This window comes from Occallatibacter sp., from assembly GCF_049582745.1.
In the GTDB taxonomy this organism is placed as follows: Bacteria; Acidobacteriota; Terriglobia; order Terriglobales; family Acidobacteriaceae; genus Telmatobacter.
The window spans coordinates 71,178-90,016 of sequence record NZ_JBAUUO010000153.1 but is presented as its reverse complement, the minus strand read 5'-3'; the positions used below and the strand labels follow the sequence as shown (position 1 = coordinate 90,016).

The 18,839-nt window shown below is 58.3% G+C and carries 19 protein-coding genes; 16 read left to right on the top strand and 3 right to left on the bottom strand.

The window, feature by feature from the left end:
- From WCA10_RS22240 to WCA10_RS22220, 5 genes are all read left to right on the top strand, one after another.
- The coding region (locus WCA10_RS22240) for a hypothetical protein (RefSeq protein WP_472824727.1) at window positions 1–422 on the top strand (422 nt) is incomplete at its 5' end.
- Window positions 423–1,015: 593 nt separating this feature from the next.
- Window positions 1,016–1,690: a metal-dependent transcriptional regulator gene (locus tag WCA10_RS22235; RefSeq protein ID WP_472824726.1), complete on the top strand. Its 675-nt coding sequence runs from the start codon at window positions 1,016–1,018 to the stop codon at window positions 1,688–1,690.
- A 124-nt stretch (window positions 1,691–1,814) separates the two neighbouring features.
- A complete protein-coding gene (locus WCA10_RS22230) occupies window positions 1,815–2,003 on the top strand; it encodes a hypothetical protein (protein ID WP_472824725.1) in 189 nt (62 codons plus the stop codon).
- Window positions 2,003–3,097, top strand: a complete 1,095-nt coding sequence (locus WCA10_RS22225) for an Nramp family divalent metal transporter (RefSeq protein ID WP_472824724.1) — start codon at window positions 2,003–2,005, stop codon at window positions 3,095–3,097. Before WCA10_RS22230 ends, WCA10_RS22225 begins: the two co-directional genes overlap by 1 nt.
- 59 nt (window positions 3,098–3,156) lie before the next feature.
- On the top strand, window positions 3,157–3,678 hold the full coding sequence (locus WCA10_RS22220; protein ID WP_472824723.1) for a DUF1648 domain-containing protein: 522 nt from the start codon (window positions 3,157–3,159) through the stop codon (window positions 3,676–3,678).
- 382 nt (window positions 3,679–4,060) lie between these two features.
- On the opposite strand, the gene WCA10_RS22215 is transcribed toward WCA10_RS22220, so the two are convergent.
- Window positions 4,061–4,336, bottom strand: coding sequence for a DUF4242 domain-containing protein (locus tag WCA10_RS22215; RefSeq protein ID WP_472824722.1), 276 nt, complete (start codon window positions 4,334–4,336; stop codon window positions 4,061–4,063).
- Between the two features lie 117 nt (window positions 4,337–4,453).
- Here WCA10_RS22215 and WCA10_RS22210 point away from each other — a divergent pair, with 117 nt between their 5' ends.
- From WCA10_RS22210 to WCA10_RS22160, 11 genes are all read left to right on the top strand, one after another.
- Entirely contained in the window at window positions 4,454–4,975 is a 522-nt protein-coding gene (locus tag WCA10_RS22210; protein ID WP_472824721.1) for a DUF2393 family protein, read from the top strand.
- Window positions 4,976–5,228: 253 nt separating this feature from the next.
- The gene (locus tag WCA10_RS22205) at window positions 5,229–6,179 is read left to right on the top strand and encodes an OmpA family protein (protein WP_472824720.1); all 951 of its coding nucleotides are present in this window, start codon (window positions 5,229–5,231) and stop codon (window positions 6,177–6,179) included.
- Between the two features lie 283 nt (window positions 6,180–6,462).
- On the top strand, window positions 6,463–8,130 hold the full coding sequence (locus WCA10_RS22200) for an NAD(P)H-hydrate dehydratase (RefSeq protein ID WP_472824719.1): 1,668 nt from the start codon (window positions 6,463–6,465) through the stop codon (window positions 8,128–8,130).
- Window positions 8,127–8,600 carry a tRNA (adenosine(37)-N6)-threonylcarbamoyltransferase complex ATPase subunit type 1 TsaE gene (gene tsaE, locus WCA10_RS22195; protein WP_472824718.1) on the top strand — a complete coding sequence of 158 codons (474 nt, stop codon included), beginning with the start codon at window positions 8,127–8,129 and terminating at the stop codon, window positions 8,598–8,600. Before WCA10_RS22200 ends, tsaE begins: the two co-directional genes overlap by 4 nt.
- A 29-nt stretch (window positions 8,601–8,629) precedes the next feature.
- Window positions 8,630–9,262 (top strand): hypothetical protein, encoded by a 633-nt coding sequence (locus WCA10_RS22190; protein ID WP_472824717.1) that lies wholly within the window; start codon window positions 8,630–8,632, stop codon window positions 9,260–9,262.
- 18 nt (window positions 9,263–9,280) lie between these two features.
- Window positions 9,281–9,907, top strand: a complete 627-nt coding sequence (locus WCA10_RS22185; protein WP_472824716.1) for a cation transporter — start codon at window positions 9,281–9,283, stop codon at window positions 9,905–9,907.
- A gap of 86 nt (window positions 9,908–9,993) precedes the next feature.
- Window positions 9,994–13,398, top strand: a complete 3,405-nt coding sequence (locus WCA10_RS22180) for a S41 family peptidase (protein ID WP_472824715.1) — start codon at window positions 9,994–9,996, stop codon at window positions 13,396–13,398.
- 176 nt (window positions 13,399–13,574) lie between these two features.
- Window positions 13,575–14,579 (top strand): 3-dehydro-L-gulonate 2-dehydrogenase, encoded by a 1,005-nt coding sequence (yiaK, locus tag WCA10_RS22175; protein WP_472824714.1) that lies wholly within the window; start codon window positions 13,575–13,577, stop codon window positions 14,577–14,579.
- Window positions 14,580–14,680: 101 nt separating this feature from the next.
- Window positions 14,681–15,346, top strand: a complete 666-nt coding sequence (locus WCA10_RS22170; protein WP_472824713.1) for a hypothetical protein — start codon at window positions 14,681–14,683, stop codon at window positions 15,344–15,346.
- Between the two features lie 588 nt (window positions 15,347–15,934).
- Complete coding sequence (otsB, locus tag WCA10_RS22165) at window positions 15,935–16,756, top strand: trehalose-phosphatase (RefSeq protein WP_472824712.1); 822 nt, start codon at window positions 15,935–15,937, stop codon at window positions 16,754–16,756.
- A 57-nt stretch (window positions 16,757–16,813) separates the two neighbouring features.
- A complete protein-coding gene (locus WCA10_RS22160; protein ID WP_472824711.1) occupies window positions 16,814–17,386 on the top strand; it encodes a hypothetical protein in 573 nt (190 codons plus the stop codon).
- A 211-nt stretch (window positions 17,387–17,597) separates the two neighbouring features.
- Here WCA10_RS22160 and WCA10_RS22155 read toward each other — a convergent pair whose 3' ends face one another.
- Together WCA10_RS22155 and WCA10_RS22150 are read right to left on the bottom strand one after the other, a co-directional pair.
- The gene (locus WCA10_RS22155) at window positions 17,598–17,873 is read right to left on the bottom strand and encodes a hypothetical protein (protein ID WP_472824710.1); all 276 of its coding nucleotides are present in this window, start codon (window positions 17,871–17,873) and stop codon (window positions 17,598–17,600) included.
- A gap of 66 nt (window positions 17,874–17,939) precedes the next feature.
- Window positions 17,940–18,707, bottom strand: coding sequence for an enoyl-ACP reductase FabI (locus WCA10_RS22150; protein ID WP_472824709.1), 768 nt, complete (start codon window positions 18,705–18,707; stop codon window positions 17,940–17,942).
- Window positions 18,708–18,839 lie beyond the last annotated feature (132 nt).

Here is an 18,839-nt window from a genome sequence, read left to right as displayed (position 1 = left end):
CCGCGCGCTCGATCAGCTGGAACCAGCCATCGCGCGGGCCATCGACGCCATCACTCCCCAAAACGCGCAGGCTTTCTTCCGGCACTGCGGTTACGGAGTACAGTAATTATGAAAATGCTCTAGACGTCTGCCAGGAGAGTGAAACCATCGTCAGCATCGTTGGAGTCTGGTGGGTAGATGATTACGATCGTGGGACTCGATCTCTCAAATGGACCGACAAAGCGGAGGTTGAACGCCAGCCCGACTCGGTTGAGGAGCACTTGATTGCGACATTGAAGGCTCTACTAGCCTCCAAGGCAGGAGAGTGGACCCGCGTCGCAACAGGTTACGGCGGAATCTGGTCAAGGACCTGGACCAAAGAACAATTCGAGCAGCTGCAACAAGACGATAAGTTTCCGGTTCCACAGCTTGGCTCTCTTTAAGTCGTGAGCCTGTTGGTGGGCGATTCGGAACTTTCACGATTCTCTGCCGTGCGCCAGACCGCCGCCGATTCTGGCAACCACCGACCCTTTCCGCACCTCTGCTACCTCCTCAGTGCGGTTCCCTCAAGCCATGTCAATACCCGCCTCCACAGAACCGGCCCCATCTGCCTCATTCTTTTGCGGAAATAAGTCTCCCGAACTTTGCAGGTTATTTCTCCCAATTCTCTACACTTAACTCAGTAGCGAAAAGCGGCATGGATAGAGCCTCGCGCTGTGCGGACGAGCAAAATCACTGCGGGCCGTCCCCTTTTTGAGAGCAGCACCCCACAATCTGGAACGCCCTGCCCCAGGAATGGTGCAAGCCGCCCGATCGTAGGCCGCTAACTCCAATTTAATGAAGACTCTGAGACCTAAGTCTCACGCATTCTACGACATAGGGGACCCCCCTTTCGACTAAGTCATTTCCGCTGAAGACTTTGTCTGAAACGCATTTTCTAAAGCGCAACCGTATGGTTGCCCATTGTTCAAAGCATCACACCCGGGCTAATCGAAAAACTTTAACCCTGGTTTTGCTCTAGAGTGGATGAGAACCCATGAAAGACGCGATTCAGGTTTCGAAAGAGAATTATTTGAAGGCCATCCTGGAGGCTGAGGCCGAGGGGCACCAGGTGATTCCGGCGACGCTGGCGCATTGGCTCGAGGTCTCGGCCCCGGCGGTGACGATGGCGCTGAAGCGGCTGCGGCGGGATGGTTTCGTCGAAATCAGAGAAGACGGGATCGTACGGTTGACGGAGGCCGGGCGCGAGACCGCTTACCGGACGGCGCTGCGGCATCACCTGATTGAGCGAATGCTGACCGAAGTGTTCGGAATGGCATGGTACGAGATTCACGACGAGGCAGAGCGGCTGGAGCATGCGGTTTCGCCCGCATTCGAAGCGAAGCTGAAGGAAAAGCTGGGCGAGGGCGGGGCCTGTCCGCACGGCAATGCGGTGCTGCCCGTGACGCCGGCGGAGCGCAAGAGCCGCGGAGATGTCCCGCTTTCAGAGGCTCGTGCGGGGGAGCGGTACCAGGTGATCAGCCTGCAGGAGCGGGACTCCCAATTGCTGTTGTTTCTGCATCGTATGGGTATTGGGCCGAACCAGCATCTGCGCGTGCTGAGCCAGAATTACGACCAAACTGTTTCGATTGAATTACCTGCGGGGAACTCAATCCTTGGTAGACCGGCAGCGGAAGCGGTTTGGCTGCGCCTGGAACACCCTGGTAATTAGAAATAAGAAAAATATATTAACTATGATTAACATGTGGCATACTGGAGACAGTAGTGCCGCTGTTCCCCCTTTTGCCTCTATGGCCACAGAGACTCCCAATTCCATCGGGCTTCGAGAGCCTTCATTGCCAGAGGTACACGCGAGCGTGCGCATATCCCGGTCGCCTCGTTACTGGCGGCGGCTGCTGGGGTTTCTGGGACCGGGATTCCTGATTTCAGTCGGCTACATGGACCCGGGGAACTGGGCGACGGACATCGCGGGCGGATCGCGATTCGGCTACACGCTGCTGTTTGTGATCTGCTGTCGAACCTGATGGCGATTCTGCTGCAAAGTCTGGCATTAAAGCTGGGGGTGGCGACGGAGCGCGACCTGGCGCAGCTATGCCACGAGGAGTACCGCCGCTGGGTCAGCATCTCGCTCTGGATAGGAGCGGAGATCGCGATTGCCGCCTGCGACCTGGCCGAGGTGATTGGCTCAGCGATTGCGCTGGAACTTCTCTTCCACATTCCGCTCTTTTATGGCGTGCTGATTACGGGACTGGACGTTTTGCTGATCCTGCTGCTGCAGCGCTGGGGCTTCCGTTATGTTGAAGCGTTGGTCATTGCGCTGATCGGGACGATCATTGCGATGTTTGGCGTGCAGATGTTTCTCTCAAAGCCGGACTACTGGCCGGTTCTGCGCAACCTGGTGATTCCGTCGACTTCGATTCTTACCAATCCCAGCATGCTGTATATCGCTATCGGGATTCTGGGTGCGACGGTGATGCCGCACAACCTTTACCTGCACTCCTCGATTGTGCAGAGCCGTCGCTACAAACGCACGCCGGAGGGGAAGCGCGAGGCGATCCACATGGCCAATGTGGATTCCGCGCTGGCGCTGACGCTTGCCCTGTTTGTGAATGCGGCGATTCTGATTGTGGCGGCGGCTGTGTTTTATCGCAGCGGTCACTACGATGTTGCGGCGATCCAGGATGCGTACAAGCTGCTGAGTCCGCTGCTGGGAGCAGCCGGCGCGAGCACGCTGTTTGCGCTGGCGCTGCTGGCCTCGGGGCAGAACTCGTCCATTACGGGAACGCTTGCCGGGCAGATCGTGATGGAAGGATTTATCCATCTCAAGGTATCGCCCTGGCAGCGCAGGCTGATTACCCGCGGTTTGGCCATCATTCCGACCATCATCGTGGTGGCGATCAATGGCGAACGCGGGACGGAGAAGCTGCTGATCCTGAGCCAGGTGATCTTGTCGCTGCAGTTGAGTTTTGCTGTGGTCCCGCTGGTGATCTTCACGGGAGACCGCGCGAAGATGGGCGAGTTTGTAAACGCGCGATGGCTTAAAGTGCTGGCGTGGACAACCGCGGTGGTGATCGCGGGACTGAACGCGTGGCTGCTGGTGCAGACTTTCAGGGGTTAAAGATTCCGATTCGAAAATACGCTCATTTGTGATTACACTGAGCGGCACAGAGGATTGGCATGCGCAAGACGTTGGAAGCATTTTGTCTTGGGTTGCTGGCGGTTCTTTTCTGGTTCACCTATTCGGCGTTGCATGGGCCGGAGCGGCTGCCGGATCGAATTCCAACGCACTTCGATATTTCCGGGCAGCCAAATGCATGGGGATCGCCGGGGTTTCTCTGGTTTTTGCCGCTGGTCGCGACAGGCGTTTACCTGCTGCTGACAGTTTTGGGCAGCATCCGGTTTCGAAGGTTCAACCTTCCGGTGCGGGTGACGGAAGCGAATCTGCCGTTCATTCAGGATCAAACCATCCTGATGCTGGCCTGGATCAAGAGCGAAATGCTGTGCCTGTTTCTCTACCTGCAGTGGTCGATACTCCAGTCGGCCCGCGATGGAGCGTTTCGGCTATCGCCATTGATGATCCCAGTATTCCTGGTGGTGATTTTCTCAACGGTGGGATGGAATCTTGTGGCGCTGATTCACGGCGCAAAGGAGCGCGCGGAATCGCCAGATCCCGGAAATCGCATGGAGAATATTCGATAGGAAGCGTCCGCTCAGTGTCGGAACGCGGCCGGGCGTCGTGGAGCTAGAAGATCCAGACGCTGGCCAGCAGCGAGACCATCGCAGCGACGGTGACGACCTGGTAAACCAGGTCCTCCTTGCGCAGCGGACGGCTTGAAACGATGGCGGGGGAGGTGTTCATGCCTTGTTGCCTTTCCATGGCTCGCGGCGAGCTTTTGATCGTCGCGAGCACCCGAAGTACGTTGACACTATTTAGATTCAATTCGAGTGAATTGTGAATCAACCAAAAGTGTTAGCGGATGAGTTACTCACGTTACTCACATCACGTTTAGAAACGCACGCCCTCGCTGTCGCCGCTGGCAGTTGGTACGGCGACCTAACGACGGGCTGAGACAGGCAATTGCTACGCTTCTGCGGTTGTGGGATCGATGATGGCCTTGATTTCAGCAACGGAATTGGCGGGGAATCCACCCTGGGCGGCGTGTTCGCGAACGAGTTGCTCATTCGGCGCGATGTAGATGCAGTAGATCTTGTCGCCGGTGACGTAGCTGTGGACCCACTGAATTTCGGGGCCGAGTTTGCGCAGGACTCCGCACGATGTCTCGGAGATGGCTTGCAGTTGATCGGGGGAAAGACTGCCGGCGCCGGGGACTTCGCGCTCGATGACGTACTTGGGCATGGAACCTCCGTGGCTGAGAAACAACAACCGGTCGCGCCAGTGTACCCGGTCAGGCGGCAGCTGTGGAATCCACGTTAAGCGATGAGGACAACAACAGGCAAGGTGTAGAATCCGCTCGTGAGTACCGGACCTCAACTTGTTCCTCCCGTGGAGCCGCGCGAGCGAAACTGGTTGCCGATGGCGATGGCCGCGGTGGTAGTTCTAGTGGTGGCCGCGATCGTCATTTTGATGATGGGGCGCGGCAAAGGCGCTGCGACGGTTACTCCGATTTCCGCCAAGCCCGATCCCTATGCTGCCAACTTGCCGATCACGGACGTGAAGATGAGCGAAAGCAGCAATCTTGCGGGCGGGAAAGTGACGTATATCGACGGTCACATCGCGAATAACGGCGGCAAGACGGTATCGAGAGTGCTGGTGCAGGTGCTTTTCAGGAATGTGGCGAACGAAGTGGCGCAAAACGAAACCCAGCCGCTGAAGTTCATCAGGACGCGCGAGCCATACGTCGACCTTGAGCCAGTGTCGGCCGCCCCACTCAAGCCTGGGGACGGGCAAGATTTTCGTTTGATCTTCGATACGGTGACGCCCGACTGGAATGGCACGTATCCAGAAATCCGCATTGTTCAAGTCGATACGAAATAGGGATATAGCTCGATTTACCCGGTAAGACTTACCCTTCGTTGTAAAAATTACTTTCCTGTCTCTCCGCGCGGAAGAGAGAGATTTCCGGCCGCGCGCCATTGAAACTCTCATAAATAATAGAAAATAAACGATGTATCTAATTCTCCACGGAGATCCCGCGCTTTGGCATCCCCCATGCAATAGATAGGGCGAGCAGCACACCTGCTCACCCGCAGAACGATTGCGGCAACCGCAGATCAGGGGTTAGAAAAAAATGAAAAACCAAATTAGAGCACGAATACTGTTTCCCAGCCAGGTAGCGATTCTTGCATTGGCTTCGGTGATCGCGATCCCCGCGATGGCCCAGACGCAGCCTGACAATTCCCAGAATGCACCGGCGGCGGCAGCGCAGCAGACACCGACCTCGACGCCTCCGGAAGCAGTAACGCAGCCCATTCCCCAAGACAAAGAAGGATTCTGGGGCCGCATCAATCCGATGGCTCGCAAGAAGTGGGTGAAGAAGCGGCTCGATCCGATCAATGATCGCCTCACCGAGCTCGACCAGGTGAACGCGAAGAACGCCTCCGACATCAAGGACGTGGATGCTCGTGCGACGGCCGGCATCAAGAAGGCGCAGGACTCGGCCGATGCGGCGAACCAGGTAGCCACGCAAGCCGACGACCAGGCAAAGAAAGCTAACCAGACAGCGATGACGGCTTCAGGGCACGTTGACTCGTTGAACACCACCGTCAGCGGACTCGACACCTACAAGCCGATCACCGACGTTGAAGTGCCGTTCCGCAATGGCAGCCCGATGCTGTCGAAGGATGCGAAGGCAAAGCTGGATGACATGGCGAAGAGCCTGGACGGTCATCAGGGCTACATCATCGAAATCGAAGCTCGTTCGCCGGGTGCAGGGGCAGCTGGTATCGCGAGTTCGCAGCGTGAGGCAGCAGCAGTGCAGCGCTACCTCGTAACGGAACATGAGATTCCCGTCTACCGGATGCATGCAGTGGCTCTGGGCAACGCCCAGATCACAGAACCGACCACGGAAGTTGCCAGCAATGCTTCGGCAGATCAGAATGCGCCTAAGCCCATGGCATCGCATCACCGTGAGCGGGTTCCCAGCACTGTGCACATCAAGTTGATGGAAAACAGTTTGGCGGCCCAGGGCACCACATCCCCCCATGGTATGGCGTCCTCGACCGGTGCGGTGCAGCAGTAATGCTGAGTAGCCACCCCCCTGAGGCTCCCTTCCGCGCCGACGGCTACCCCGCCGTTGGCCGCCAATAGAGCTCTCGCAACACGAGAGAACCAAGGCAACTTGGCCCCCGTTAATGACGGGGGCCGTTTTTTTGTGGGCGATGATTTTCACGGACACAGACGAAAGCGGGAAGCAGATCCTTCACTTCGCCTACCCCAGGGACGGTTCCGTCCATGGGGTCCCAAAGCGGTATGTTCAGGATGACACTCGGGTGAGTTGTTGGCGATGGCGTTAGGATGGTTGCGTGAAGGTTCTTGGCGCGGAGGAGATGCAGGCGTGCGATCGCGTGACGACGGAGCGCTACGGCGTGCCGTCGATTGAGCTGATGCGCGCGGCTTCGGCGGCAGTGGACGCGTTTGCCCGGGAACAGTTTCCGCGGGCGCGGCGTGTAACGGTGCTGTGTGGCCGGGGCAACAACGGCGGCGACGGGATGATGGCGGCGCGGCTGCTTTCCAAGGCCGGACTGGAAGTGACGACGCTTCTACTCGGTTCGCAGTATGAACTGAAGGGCGACGCGGCGACGGCATGGCGCGAGTTGAGTCTCTCTCCGAATCGGCATTTGTATGAAGTGAATTCGGCGGCGGAGTTGAAGGCGCATCGCGCGGCGCTGGTGACCGATCTCATCATTGATGCGGTGCTGGGCACGGGATTCAAACCGCCGATGAAGGGGATGGCGCTGGCTGCGCTCGAGTGGGCGCGAACGAGCGAGGCGCCGTTTCTCTCCGTGGATTTGCCATCGGGCTGGCCTGCGGATGCGACTACCAGCAAGCTCGCAGAAGATACGTTTCCTTCGGATGCGGTGATCACATTTACGGCGCCGAAGCCGGCGCATGTTTTTGGCGAATTGACGCGGCATTGGGATCAGCCGGTTGTGGTGGCGCCGATTGGATCGCCGGAAGAGGCAATTGTTTCCGAACTGGGATTGAGCTGGGCCGGCGCTTCGCATGCGCTGGTGGAGCAACCGCGCGCGACGGATTCAAACAAGGGAAAGTTTGGACATGTGCTGGTGATTGGCGGTTCGGTGGGGAAGTCGGGCGCGCCGGCGATGACATCGATGGCTGCGCTGCGGGCGGGGGCGGGGCTGGTCACGGCTGCGGTGCCGAGTCCGATTGTTGCGCAGGTGTCGGGGTTTGCGCCGGAGCTGATGACGCAGCCGATGGGGGCGAGCCCGACGGGAGAGCTGGCCAGTAAGGCCGTCACGGCACAGCAATTTCAAAAGCTCATCGAGCGCAAGACAGTGATTGCAGTTGGGCCGGGACTGGGGCAGGGACCGGGAGTGGAGATTCTGCTCGAGGCGGTGCTGTCGGATACAAAGCTGCCGATCGTGATCGATGCTGACGGGCTGAATACACTTGCTGCCAATCCATTTTTGATGGAGAAGCTGACGGAGGTCGCAAAGGCGGGGCGAACGGTGGTGTTGACGCCTCATCCCGGTGAAATGGCGCGGCTGGCCGGAAAGAGTGTTGAAGAAGTTCAGAAGGATCGTCTTGGAACAGCTCGCGGCTTTGTGCGCGCGCACGGCGTGACGCTGGTGCTGAAGGGATCACGTACGCTGGTCGCTCATCCTGACGGACGTGTGGCGGTGAATACTTCGGGCAATCCTGGAATGGCGAAGGGCGGCAGCGGCGATCTGCTTACGGGCGTGATCGCCGGGCTTCTGGCGCAGTTCAAAGACGATGTTGCGCGAGCAGTGGAGGCGGCTGTTTATTTGCATGGCTTTGCTGCCGATCTTGCGGTTTGCGATGCGGACGAGCGTACGCTGCTTGCCAGCGACAGCTTGAAATATTTTTCTCATGCGTTTCTGTTTCGTCCTTTGCGCTTTCCGAAAGGCCACCCGAGAGGGTATGTTTGGTTGCAGGGGCTGCAGTCCGCCGGCAGTACAGGTGTGCGCTCCGCCGAGGCAACGGAATGAGCAAGGAATCCCCAGTCGCCGAAGGACGAATTCACGAATTCGTAACCAAGAGCGGCGCCGACACGGTGGAAGTGGGGCGCAAGCTGGTGAATCTGCTGCCGCCACCGCAGTTGCTGATTCTGCGGGGCGAACTGGGTACGGGCAAAACGACGCTCGTGAAGGGAATTGCGCAGGCGCTTGACGCCGCGGAGCCCGATGAAGTGACGAGTCCCACCTTTACGCTGCTGCATGAGTACGACGGCACACGCGAGGGCAAGCCGGTGAAGCTGTTCCACCTGGATGTGTACCGGCTGGAAGGTGAGCGGCAGTTGGAAACACTGGGGCTGGATGAATTGCTCATGCCGGATGCTCTGGTGCTGGTGGAGTGGGGCGAAAAGTTCAAAAGCATTCGCAAGAAGGCCACGGGCGAAATTACGATTGCATCGGCGGGTGGCGACGCGCGCAAGATTTCAGTAACGCTGAAGGAATAGTTGCGCTGGATCGACGAAGAGGTGGAAAGATGCAACTGACTTTTCTGAGGTCGGGTCTTCCGTTCGTTCTTGCCGCGACGTTGATGGCTGGTCAGCAGAGTAAGCCCACGTCTACGCAGCAACCGGCGCAGCAGAGTGCGGCGAAACAATCCTCAACGCCGGGCGTGCAAGCGAAGTCTTCACATAGAACGAAAACGCATCATCGAGTGGCGAGGAAGAGAAATACGAAGGCTTCGCGTCGCAACGGGGCCAAGCGGGCTGCGTACCGTCCGGAATTCACGGAGCATTCTGTCGAGGTAATCAACGGATCCTCGACAAAACAAGTTGTGTTCGACGACGAGAAGAAGCCCGCCGGCACCGCTAAGAGTGAAGCGCCGCAGATGAAGGTTGAAGTGGTGAACGGTACTTCTTCAGACACGCAATACTTTTACGCAGGCAATGGACAGTCTCAACAAAACACTGCGGAGTCGAAGCGGCCGGTTGTGGTGGGTATTCAGTCGAGCGATACGCGGGCAGTCGGCGGCAACAAGCGTCCCGTGGTGACCGGCATAACGGCAGTGGGCTCGAGTGATGCGAAGAGCGCGAACAGCGGCGGACAGAAAGTAACAACCGGGGTCGCTCCGCAGCCGAAGCGGCCGGAATACGTGCCTGAGCCGCATTAGAGTCTGAGTCCTCTTTCTATGCAATCGGACACTCCAGATGCATGTTGCGGATCGTGTGCGACCGATGCCGCGCTGCCGCAGCAGGTGTTGTGGTTGCAGTGGATCACGCTGGCGTGGATGGCGCTTGAGTGTGGTGCGTCGATGTGGGCGGCTGCTCAGTCGCACAGTGTGGCGCTGCTGGTGTTCGGTTCGGACAGCCTTGTGGAAATGCTGTCGGCGACCGTGGTGCTGCTGCAGTTTTGGCGGCGATTCCCGCTGAAGAAAATGTATGCCGACAGGGCTGCTGCGGTGCTCTTGTTTGCTTTGGCGGCGGTGGTTGTGAGCATTGCATGGCTGGGGCGTGCGCGACCGATGGAAGCGAGTTGGGTCGGCATCGGCGTGACTGCACTGGCGCTGGTGGTGATGCCGGTGCTGGCGTCGATGAAGCGAAGACAGGCACGGCGGATGAACAATCGCGCGCTGGCCGCGGATGCTGCGCAATCGGCGACGTGTGCTTATCTTGCAGGCGTGACGCTGGCGGGACTGGCGATTTATGCAGTGTGGCAGATTCGCTGGGTAGATACCGTCGCGGCTCTGGTCGCCGTGCCCTTGCTGATCGTGGAGGGAAGGCGCGCGTGGCGCGGCGAGGGTTGCGGCTGCGCTTGATTGCGCTCGGAACTTTTCGGAAGGCATGTGGGCGGAACGGGCTGTAAGATGTTGGCTATCCTGCAGTAGCTTCCCGGAGGGTCCTGATGCGTGCGTTGCGCCTGCCTTTGACGGCTTGCCTTGCTGTTTTCCTGATTGCAGTTGGAGTGGTGCTTGAACCGGCCGCAGCACGCGCGGCCACGAAGCCGCACATCTTTCAGCATCCCGCGCTGAGCAAGGATCTGATTGCATTTGGATACGCAGGCGATCTGTGGACGGTGCCGCGCGCGGGTGGTGTGGCACGGCGACTCACGACGGGAGTTGGCATTGAGACTGATCCCGTGTTTTCGCCCGACGGCAGCATGATTGCGTTCACGGGCGACTACGACGGGAATACCGATGTGTTCACGATCCCGGCGGAGGGCGGCATTCCGTTTCGCGTAACTTATCATCCTGCGGCGGATTTTGCGGTGGCGTGGACAGCCGATGGGAAGGACATCGTGTTCCGTTCGACGCGGATTTCGCAGAGCCGCTATACGCAGCTTTACGAAGTGCCGGCGAAAGGCGGAATTGCAAAGCCACTGCCGCTGCCGATGGCGTACCAGGGGCAGTTCTCGCCGGATGGTAAGGAGATTGCGTATTCACCGCTGCCGCCTGCGTATGGATTCGACTACATGTCGTATGTGTCGTGGGGCAACTATCACGGTGGCCGCGCGAGCACGATATGGGTCACGACGCTGCCGGGGTTGGAGTCTCAAGAAATCCCGCATGATATTTCATCGGACTTTTCGCCAGTGTATGTAGGAGGGAAGATTTACTTCCTTTCGGCGCGCAAGGGTAAGGCGACGATTTACAAGTTCGATCCTGCATCGAAGGCGGTGACGCAGGCGCTCAAGAATGACGGGCCGGATATTCGTTCGTTGCATGGAGAGGGCGACACGCTGGTGTACGACCGGCTGGGCGAGATTTATCTCTACGACACGAAGGCGGGAACGAGCAAACTGGTGCCGATCGAGATTGACGCGGATCTGCCGGAGGTGCGGGCGCGGATCGAGAGCGTCGGAGACGAGCTGGAGAACGCCGCGATTTCGCCGACGGGTGTGCGTGCCGCGATCGAAGCGCATGGCGACATCTTTACGGTGGCGGCGAAGCACGGGCCGACGCGGGATATCACGAATACGCCGGGGGCGATGGAGAGAGAGCCGGCGTGGTCTCCGGATGGGCAATCGATTGCGTACTTCTCGGATGAGTCTGGACTTTATCAGTTGCACGTCGCGCCGCAGACCGGGGATGCGGTTGCGGGCGGCGTTGTTGTGAAAAAGTTTGCGCTGGCGGCGGAGCCGGCGTACTACTTTGACGCGAAGTGGTCGCCGGATTCAAAGAAGATTGCGTTCTACGACAATCGCCTGAAGACGTACATGCTTGACACGACGACCGGCAAGCTGACGGTGATCAACGACAAAGATGTGTATGGCGGCTTTTCAAACGGGACATTTGATTTTGCGTGGTCGCCGGACTCGAAGTGGATTGCGTATCCGCGATCGATGGAGAATCACCTGCATTCGATCTTCTTGTACTCACTGGATTCGGGGCAGTCGACGCAGGTGACGAGCGAGATGGGCGATTCGCGCGAGCCGGCGTTTGACCGCGACGGGAAGTATCTCTATTTCATAACGAGCACAAATGAAGGCGCGACGTCGGACGGGCTCGACATGACGAGCGATCTCTACCAGGTGACGTCGAACATCTACGCGCTGACACTGGCGGCGGATACGGCATCGCCGATTGCGCCGGAGATGGATGACGAGAAGACCCCGGCAGAAGAGAATGCGGAAGGCAAGAAAGGCGATGACAAAGGCGGAGATGCCAAGGAAGGCAGCGGCGACGAGAAAGCGCATGCCAAGCCTGCGCCGAAGCCGGTGAAGGTGGATCTGGACGGAATTGAGAAACGCATCGTGGCGCTGCCGCTGCCGGCGGGTGTCTACGAGAGCGTGGCGGCGGGATTGAAGGGGAGCATCTACTTCACCGAGAGGCCGGAGTCGGGCCGGTTTGGGGATCGTGGCGCAACGCTGAGCCGCTGGACGCCGGAAGATCGCAAGACGGAGAAACTGGCGGAGCACGTTGAGAAGTTCGAGCTTTCAGCCAATGGCGAAAAGATGCTGCTGGCGCTGGGGCATCCGCGACCGGATGGCAGTGAACTGCCTCCGGGAGGCGGCCCGAAGCCCACGTGGGTGATTGTGCCGGCGAATGCCCCGGTGAAGGCTGGTGAAGGCGCTCTGTCGTTCGCGGATGTGAAGATGCGCGTGGAGCCGCATGCGGAGTGGGCGCAGATGTATCACGAGGTGTGGCGGATCGAGCGCGCGTTTTTCTACGATTCGAACTTTCACGGGACGAATACGGTTGCGGATGAAAAGAAGTATGAGCCTTACGTCGAGTCGATCGCCTCGCGCGCGGACTTGAACTACATCTTCCAGGAGATGTTGAGCGCGTTCTCAGTGGGACACCTGCGCGGGAACGGAGGGAAGATTCCGGATGCGAAGCATGTGCCGGGAGGGCTGCTGGGCGCGGACTACGCGATCAAGAACAACCGCTACTGCATTGCGAAGATCTACACGGGCGGGCAGTTCAATCCGCGCGAGAAGGCACCGCTGGCACAGCCGGGGCTGAATGTGAAGGTGGGCGACTGCATTCTCGCTATCGAGGGGCAGGACCTGACCGGGGATATGGATATTCAGCAGCCGCTTGAAGGCACAGCGGGCAAAGTGATCAGCATTCGCATCGCGGGAGAGGATGGGAAGCCGCGCGATATTTCGGTGACTCCAATTGCGAGCGAAGCAGCGCTGCGGAATGTGGACTGGATCGAAGGCAACCAGAAGAAGGTGGATCAGCTCTCGGGCGGCAAACTCGCTTACGTGTATCTACCGGACACAGGCGCGGGCGGATTTACGAATTTCAATCGCTATTACTTTGCGCAGACTGACAAGCAGGGAGCGGTGATCGACGAGCGCTTCAACGCCGGCGGGCAGGTGGCCGATTACTTTGTTGAAGTGCTGGGGCGGCACATCGAGTCGTACTGGGCGCCGCGCTATGGGAAGGTCGAGCGCACGCCGAACGCGGGCATCTACGGGCCGAAAGTGATGATCGCGAATGAATTTTCAGGCTCGGGCGGCGATGCGCTGCCGTGGCTCTTCAAGCATGCGAAGCTCGGTCCACTGGTGGGCAAGAGGACGTGGGGCGGCCTGGTGGGGATCGGGGCCATTCCGGTGCTGATGGATGGCGGCCACGTGACATCGCCGAGCGTGGCATTCTTCTCTCCGCAGGGAGAGTGGGACGTGGAGAACCATGGTGTCGATCCGGACTACGTCGTGGAGCAGGATCCAAAGGCGGTGAGCGAGGGGCACGATCCGCAGTTGGAGAGGGCGGTCTCTCTGGCGATGGAGGAGTTGTCGAAGACGCCGAAGACCGACGTACACAAGCCGGCGTATCCGAATTACCACAAAGCCAGGGAATAGGACCAGTGAAAAGGTACTAGAGGGAAGAGGTACTAGCAGGTTGCATAAATGGTCTCCTTGAAAGGGCACGGCTTTAGCCGTGCCGCCAGAGATGCTTAAAAAGCTTGGGGCTTTAGCCCCTGAGGGAAGTTCCTGATCTCCCACGCTCTTAATGCACCGGATCGTAGAGTTCTTGCATGATCAGAATTCCTTTTGAAGAAGTGGCGCAGCAGCTTGCGGCGGTGTTGCGCGGATTGGGGTTCCGCGAAGAGCGCGCGCGGAGGTGTGCGCGGCTGTTTGCGGAGACCACCCGCGATGGGGTGTATTCGCACGGGGTGAACCGTTTCGCGCGGTTTGTAGCGACGGTGCGGAATGGGAGCGTCGATCCGGCTGCCGAGCCGAGCGTCGTGGCGCGATTTGGTGCGTTGGAGCGGTGGGATGGGCAGCGCGGGCCGGGAAACCTGAATGCCTGGGCGGCGATGGAGCGGGCGATTGAATTAAGCCGCGAGCATGGCATCGGCTGCGTGGCGATGGCCCATACGAATCACTGGATGCGCGGCGGGACATTCGGATGGCAGGCTGCGGAGGCGGGCGTGGTGGGGATGTGCTGGACGAACACGATGCCGAATGTGCCGCCGTGGGGCGGAGTGGAGCCGGCGATTGGGAACAATCCGCTGGTGATGGCGGTGCCGCGCGCGAAGGGGCACGTGGTGCTGGATATGGCGATGTCCCAGTTCTCGTATGGGGCGCTGGAGAGCTATCGCAAGCGCGGGGAGTTGCTGCCGGTGGATGGAGGATTTGACGCGGATGGAAAGCTGACGCGCGATCCGGGAGCGATTGAGAAGTCGCAGCGGTTGCTGCCGGTGGGGTTCTGGAAGGGATCGGGGCTGGCAGTTGTGCTGGATATGGTGGCGGCGATGACGTCGCTGGGGAATGCGACACATGCGATTGCGAACGATCCGCTCAAGGAGACGGGATTGTCGCAGATGTTTGTGGCGATCGATCCGCGGGGGCTGGGAGATGCTTCGCGGATGGAGCAGATTGCGGACGAAGTGGTGGAATCGTTGCATCGAACGCGCGCGGCGGAGGCGGGGAAGCCGGTGCGGTATCCGGGGGAGAATACGGTGCGGCTGCGGGAGGAGAATCGCAGGCTTGGGCTGCCGGTGGAGGATGCGGTGTGGGGGGAGATTTTGAGAATGTAAGGAGTATTGAAGCGGTCCGGGTTCTTCAGAACCGGCATCGGCAGCATGCAGTTGAGGGTAGTGTAGAGTGAATCAACCGAAGTTCCCGAACGGTGGGGATCATGAAGAAACAATCGGTCGTCGCGCTGCTTCTGCTCCTGCTGATTCCCGTGGTTTTGATGCTGGGCGGAATGCTGTCGAATCTGATTAATCCCGAGATTGCGGCGGGTCATCCGAACTACGTGCGCAGCTACCAGCTTCTCAGTACGCTGAAGATTCTGACTTTCCTGGCGTCCGTAACGTGTGCAGCCGTGTTGTGGATGTTGGCGTGTCTTGTGGTGATTCGCTCAAAGAAGCGTTCGTATTTGTGGGTCTTGATGGCGGTGTTAGGGCCGTTTGGGTTGGCTGTGCTGGCGACACTGGGCGACCGCGCGCCATTGGAGACAGACCGCTATGCGCGGTTTGTGCGCAACTTGAATGGCTATGTGCGCGTTGGCTATGAAGTTTGCAGCTTTCTGATCATTTGGGTGGTGGCGTACCAGGCGATGGTGTTCCAGCGCAATCTAATGATCCGCTCTGAGGCCGCCACCACGGGAATTTCGACGACGCAGATTATTGATCTGCAAAATGCTTCGAGTGGTATGTGGGCGTTTGCCGAGGGGAATGAGGTGATGTTTCTCGTGGCCGTTCTCTACTTGCTGCGGCCGATGATTTTTTCATTCGTGAGCGGTGTGGGGGCGAGGATGGCATCCCGTGAGCCGTCGAACTCTTCGAATTCCCAGATCTGAGAATCCAGTCCCGGGGCGCCTGGCGGGAAAGAGGGTGGAGTTGCGGGAGGAGAATCGCACGCTTGGGCTGCCCGTGGAGGATGCGGTGTGGGAGGAGATTTTGAGAATGTGAGGAGTCGGCGGAAATGGCCGGACTCTTCAGAAGTGGCCGGGGTACGGTACAGCGGTTATGCACGAATGAATTCTGCGGTTTTCATCGAATATTCGTAGATGCTATACTCCGGGGGAATGAACAGGATCTTCGCAATCGTTCTTGTCGCCTGTGTCATTTTGTTCATTATCGCTATTTTTATTTCTCCTCTCGTCGACATTCAGCCGACGGCACTACGCGCACAGCAGTGGCTATGTCTCATCCTCGCGATGTTCTCGTTCAGTGTGCAGATCGTTGTTTGCCTTCTTCCGGCTTTTGCCGGTATCGGGTTGACAAGCAGCGATGCACAAAGTCTGCAACGAGTATGTGTTGTTGATGTGCCCTGCTGCCTCCTCTGCTAAAGCATTTTCCCACTTGGACGGAATCCTTTCTTGTGACGCGAACCGGTTGGTTCCGTCAAGACATTGGTTTCGGGCAATTCCAAAAAGGAAAATGCGATGCACGACAAAGAATCACTCGATCCTTCGGCGACGAACATGCGAATTGCCGCTTTTCTTTCACGTGTCTCCGAGGCTCCATCGCGCGCGCTTTTATTGGACTACGATGGCACGCTTGCGCCCTTCAGTTGTAATCCCGAAGAGGCTTACCCCTATCCCGAAATTTCCAACTCACTGAATCGGATTCAACGTGAAACCGACACCCGCCTGGCGATCGTCACCGGCCGGCGGGCATCTGAGATCCCGAAATTGCTGAAGATGACGGGTGTTGAGGTCTGGGGGTGTCACGGGCTGGAAAGACTCAGAGCCGACGGTTCCGATGAGTTTTCGAGGATCGATGCGCGGTTGCTGGCAGCGATCGAGACGGCCGGCAAGCTTATTGCATGCGAGGGGCTGTCCAGCTTTGCTGAACGGAAGACTGCGAGCATTGCAATCCATTGGAGAGGCCGGGAATCGATTGCAGAACACGATATGCGAAAGATGCGTCGAATCTGGTCAATGATCCCGGACAGAGACGAACTTCGCTTTGCTCCTTTTGAGGGCGGCATCGAGATCCGGCCTGCCAAGAAAGACAAAGGGGATGCCGTCCGTTCGCTTCTCTACGAAATGGGACCAGATGTGGCAATGGCCTATCTCGGCGACGATGCAACCGACGAAGATGCATTTGGAGCATTGACTCACCGGGGTTTCAACATTCTGGTCCGAGAAGAGTACCGTCCCACTCTTGCCGATGCATGGATCAAGCCTCCGAAGGCGCTTCTCGACTTTCTCCGCGGCTGGATGGCAGCTTGTCGAGTGAATCAGAGGCAACCCACAGAGTGAATATGTACCGGAGAACGTAATTCGTAAATCCACAATCCGCGACAAATGGAGGAGACAATGCTTAAGACGTACCTGCGTATGGTTGTTCTCGTCGGTTCACTTTTCCTTGCTTCCCGTGATGCAGCATCACAGGAGATTGTTCACGCACTTACTGGATTCGTGAGTTCGATCGACACTTCCCAAGGCACGATGACCGTGTTTCAAGACAACGGCGAAAAAAGCACTTTCAAAGTGATGGCCTCGTCGAAGACCCCGATAGCTTTCGATAAGAAGGTCGCCGAAACCACCATTGATGCAACCAGGTTCGATAAACAAGGAGCATACGTGGTTGTCTTTTATTTTGGAAGCGATGATAACAGGACTGCCGTCGCTCTAAAGACATTGGGAGCGGGCCCGTTTTCATCGATAACGGGTGAAGTCGCGAATTGGAATGGGCACGATCGCACACTCTCAGTGAGTGACAAAAACGGCGCCGTACACTCTTTCAGAATTGACGCGCAAACGGTGGCGGAGACCTACATGGGAGTTGTCAACGGATCGAAATTCGACATCGACAAGGGGGATCAGGTGCGCCTGGTGAGTTCAACGAAGGATGGAACCTCGACTGTACTCTTCATCCGACAGAAGTAGGAATGTGAGTTTCTCCCGGCAGATGGCCTCGAACCCAATGTCAAAACACCAGTGCCTGCTCGGGGTACCCCTCGGGCAGGCTGCCGATTTTAAATTGCCAGCAAAATTCTGGGAATTTTTTGTGGGGTGGAAAGCTTTGGAATCGAAAGCGAATCTGGGTCTAAAGACAATCGAGCAGCCGGGCTTTCGACTCAATCGTCAAGGTGAGCCATTACCAGCCGATCACGGCAATTTTGTACGCCAACAGAATGGCTACGGTCGCCAGCGCGATCCAGGCGGACAGAGTGTAGCGTCGGAAGAAGTACAAGGTCACGCCTATCCAGCAAAAGCAGACAGCTATTAAATCGCCGGCGACATACGGCATTGCGACCGCCGCCGAGAAGTTCGGGCCATCGATGTGCCTGAGCCGGAAGATCTCAGCCAGTGTCCTGACGACGATGAGGAACTGTGTCGTGATTCCTATCTGGGCCCAACGCTCGCTTGTCATGGGGAGAATTGTAACTGGATGTTGGATTGGGGCACCCCGCTTTGAGTATCCGCGTGCGCGAGCGATTCAGAAGCCCATGATGTTGTAGCCGCAGTCTACATACGTGATTTCGCCGGTGATGGCGCTGGAGAGGTCGCTGGCGAAGAAGAGGGCGAGGCCGCCTACCTCGAGCTGATCGACGTTGCGGTGGAGCGGGGCGCGTTCGGCGTGGGTGCGCATCATCACACTGAGGTCACCGACGCCGCGCGCGGCAAGCGTCTTGATGGGGCCGGCGGAGATACCGTTGACGCGGATGTTTTTCGATCCGAGATTCCAGGCGAGGTAGCGGACGGTAGATTCGAGTCCGGCCTTGGCGATGGCCATCACGTTGTAGTTGGGGACAACTTTCTCGGCAGCGTAATAACTGAGGGTCATGATGCTGCCGCCTTCGGTCATGAGAGGCGCGGCGCCGCGGCTAACGGCGATGAGGGAGTAGACGCTGACGTCCATGGCGATGCGGAAGCCGTCGCGGCTGGTGTCGATGAATTCCGCGTGCATGTCGGCGGCGGGGGCAAAGGCCACGGCGTGCACAAGGATGTCGAGCTTTGTGTACTTATCCTTGAGGGTGGCGAAGAGTTTTTCGATCTCGCCGTCGGAGGAGACGTCGCACTGGAATCCGGAAGCGCCGGGTAGCTCCTTGATAAGGTCCTCGGCTTCGAGCTTCATGCGCTCGTTCTGGTAGCAGATGGCCAGGGTGGCTCCGGCTGCGTGGAGCTTCTGGGCGATGCCCCAGGCGATGGAACGCTTGTTGGCCAGCCCGAAGACCACGGCCGTTTTGTCTGACAAATCGATCATGCTTGTGTTGTTCCTCCGATACGTGTCTCATTTGTTTTTCGTTCTGCAGGCGTCGCGAAAAGTAGATCCTTCGCTCACCACCCCCCCGAACTGAAAAGCGCTCGGGGCCCCATTCGTTCAGGATGACACTTC

Bases quoted from the DNA above. Each gene is read 5' to 3' on its own strand.
- WCA10_RS22235 (WP_472824726.1), top strand. From the start codon at position 1,016: ATGAAAGACGCGATTCAGGTTTCGAAAGAGAATTATTTGAAGGCCATC.
- WCA10_RS22225 (WP_472824724.1), top strand. From the start codon at position 2,003: ATGGCGATTCTGCTGCAAAGTCTGGCATTAAAGCTGGGGGTGGCGACG.
- WCA10_RS22220 (WP_472824723.1), top strand. From the start codon at position 3,157: ATGCGCAAGACGTTGGAAGCATTTTGTCTTGGGTTGCTGGCGGTTCTT.
- WCA10_RS22215 (WP_472824722.1), bottom strand. From the start codon at position 4,336: ATGCCCAAGTACGTCATCGAGCGCGAAGTCCCCGGCGCCGGCAGTCTT.
- WCA10_RS22205 (WP_472824720.1), top strand. From the start codon at position 5,229: ATGAAAAACCAAATTAGAGCACGAATACTGTTTCCCAGCCAGGTAGCG.
- tsaE (WP_472824718.1), top strand. From the start codon at position 8,127: ATGAGCAAGGAATCCCCAGTCGCCGAAGGACGAATTCACGAATTCGTA.
- WCA10_RS22190 (WP_472824717.1), top strand. From the start codon at position 8,630: ATGCAACTGACTTTTCTGAGGTCGGGTCTTCCGTTCGTTCTTGCCGCG.
- WCA10_RS22185 (WP_472824716.1), top strand. From the start codon at position 9,281: ATGCAATCGGACACTCCAGATGCATGTTGCGGATCGTGTGCGACCGAT.
- WCA10_RS22180 (WP_472824715.1), top strand. From the start codon at position 9,994: ATGCGTGCGTTGCGCCTGCCTTTGACGGCTTGCCTTGCTGTTTTCCTG.
- yiaK (WP_472824714.1), top strand. From the start codon at position 13,575: ATGATCAGAATTCCTTTTGAAGAAGTGGCGCAGCAGCTTGCGGCGGTG.
- WCA10_RS22170 (WP_472824713.1), top strand. From the start codon at position 14,681: ATGAAGAAACAATCGGTCGTCGCGCTGCTTCTGCTCCTGCTGATTCCC.
- otsB (WP_472824712.1), top strand. From the start codon at position 15,935: ATGCACGACAAAGAATCACTCGATCCTTCGGCGACGAACATGCGAATT.
- WCA10_RS22160 (WP_472824711.1), top strand. From the start codon at position 16,814: ATGCTTAAGACGTACCTGCGTATGGTTGTTCTCGTCGGTTCACTTTTC.
- WCA10_RS22155 (WP_472824710.1), bottom strand. From the start codon at position 17,873: ATGACAAGCGAGCGTTGGGCCCAGATAGGAATCACGACACAGTTCCTC.
- WCA10_RS22150 (WP_472824709.1), bottom strand. From the start codon at position 18,707: ATGATCGATTTGTCAGACAAAACGGCCGTGGTCTTCGGGCTGGCCAAC.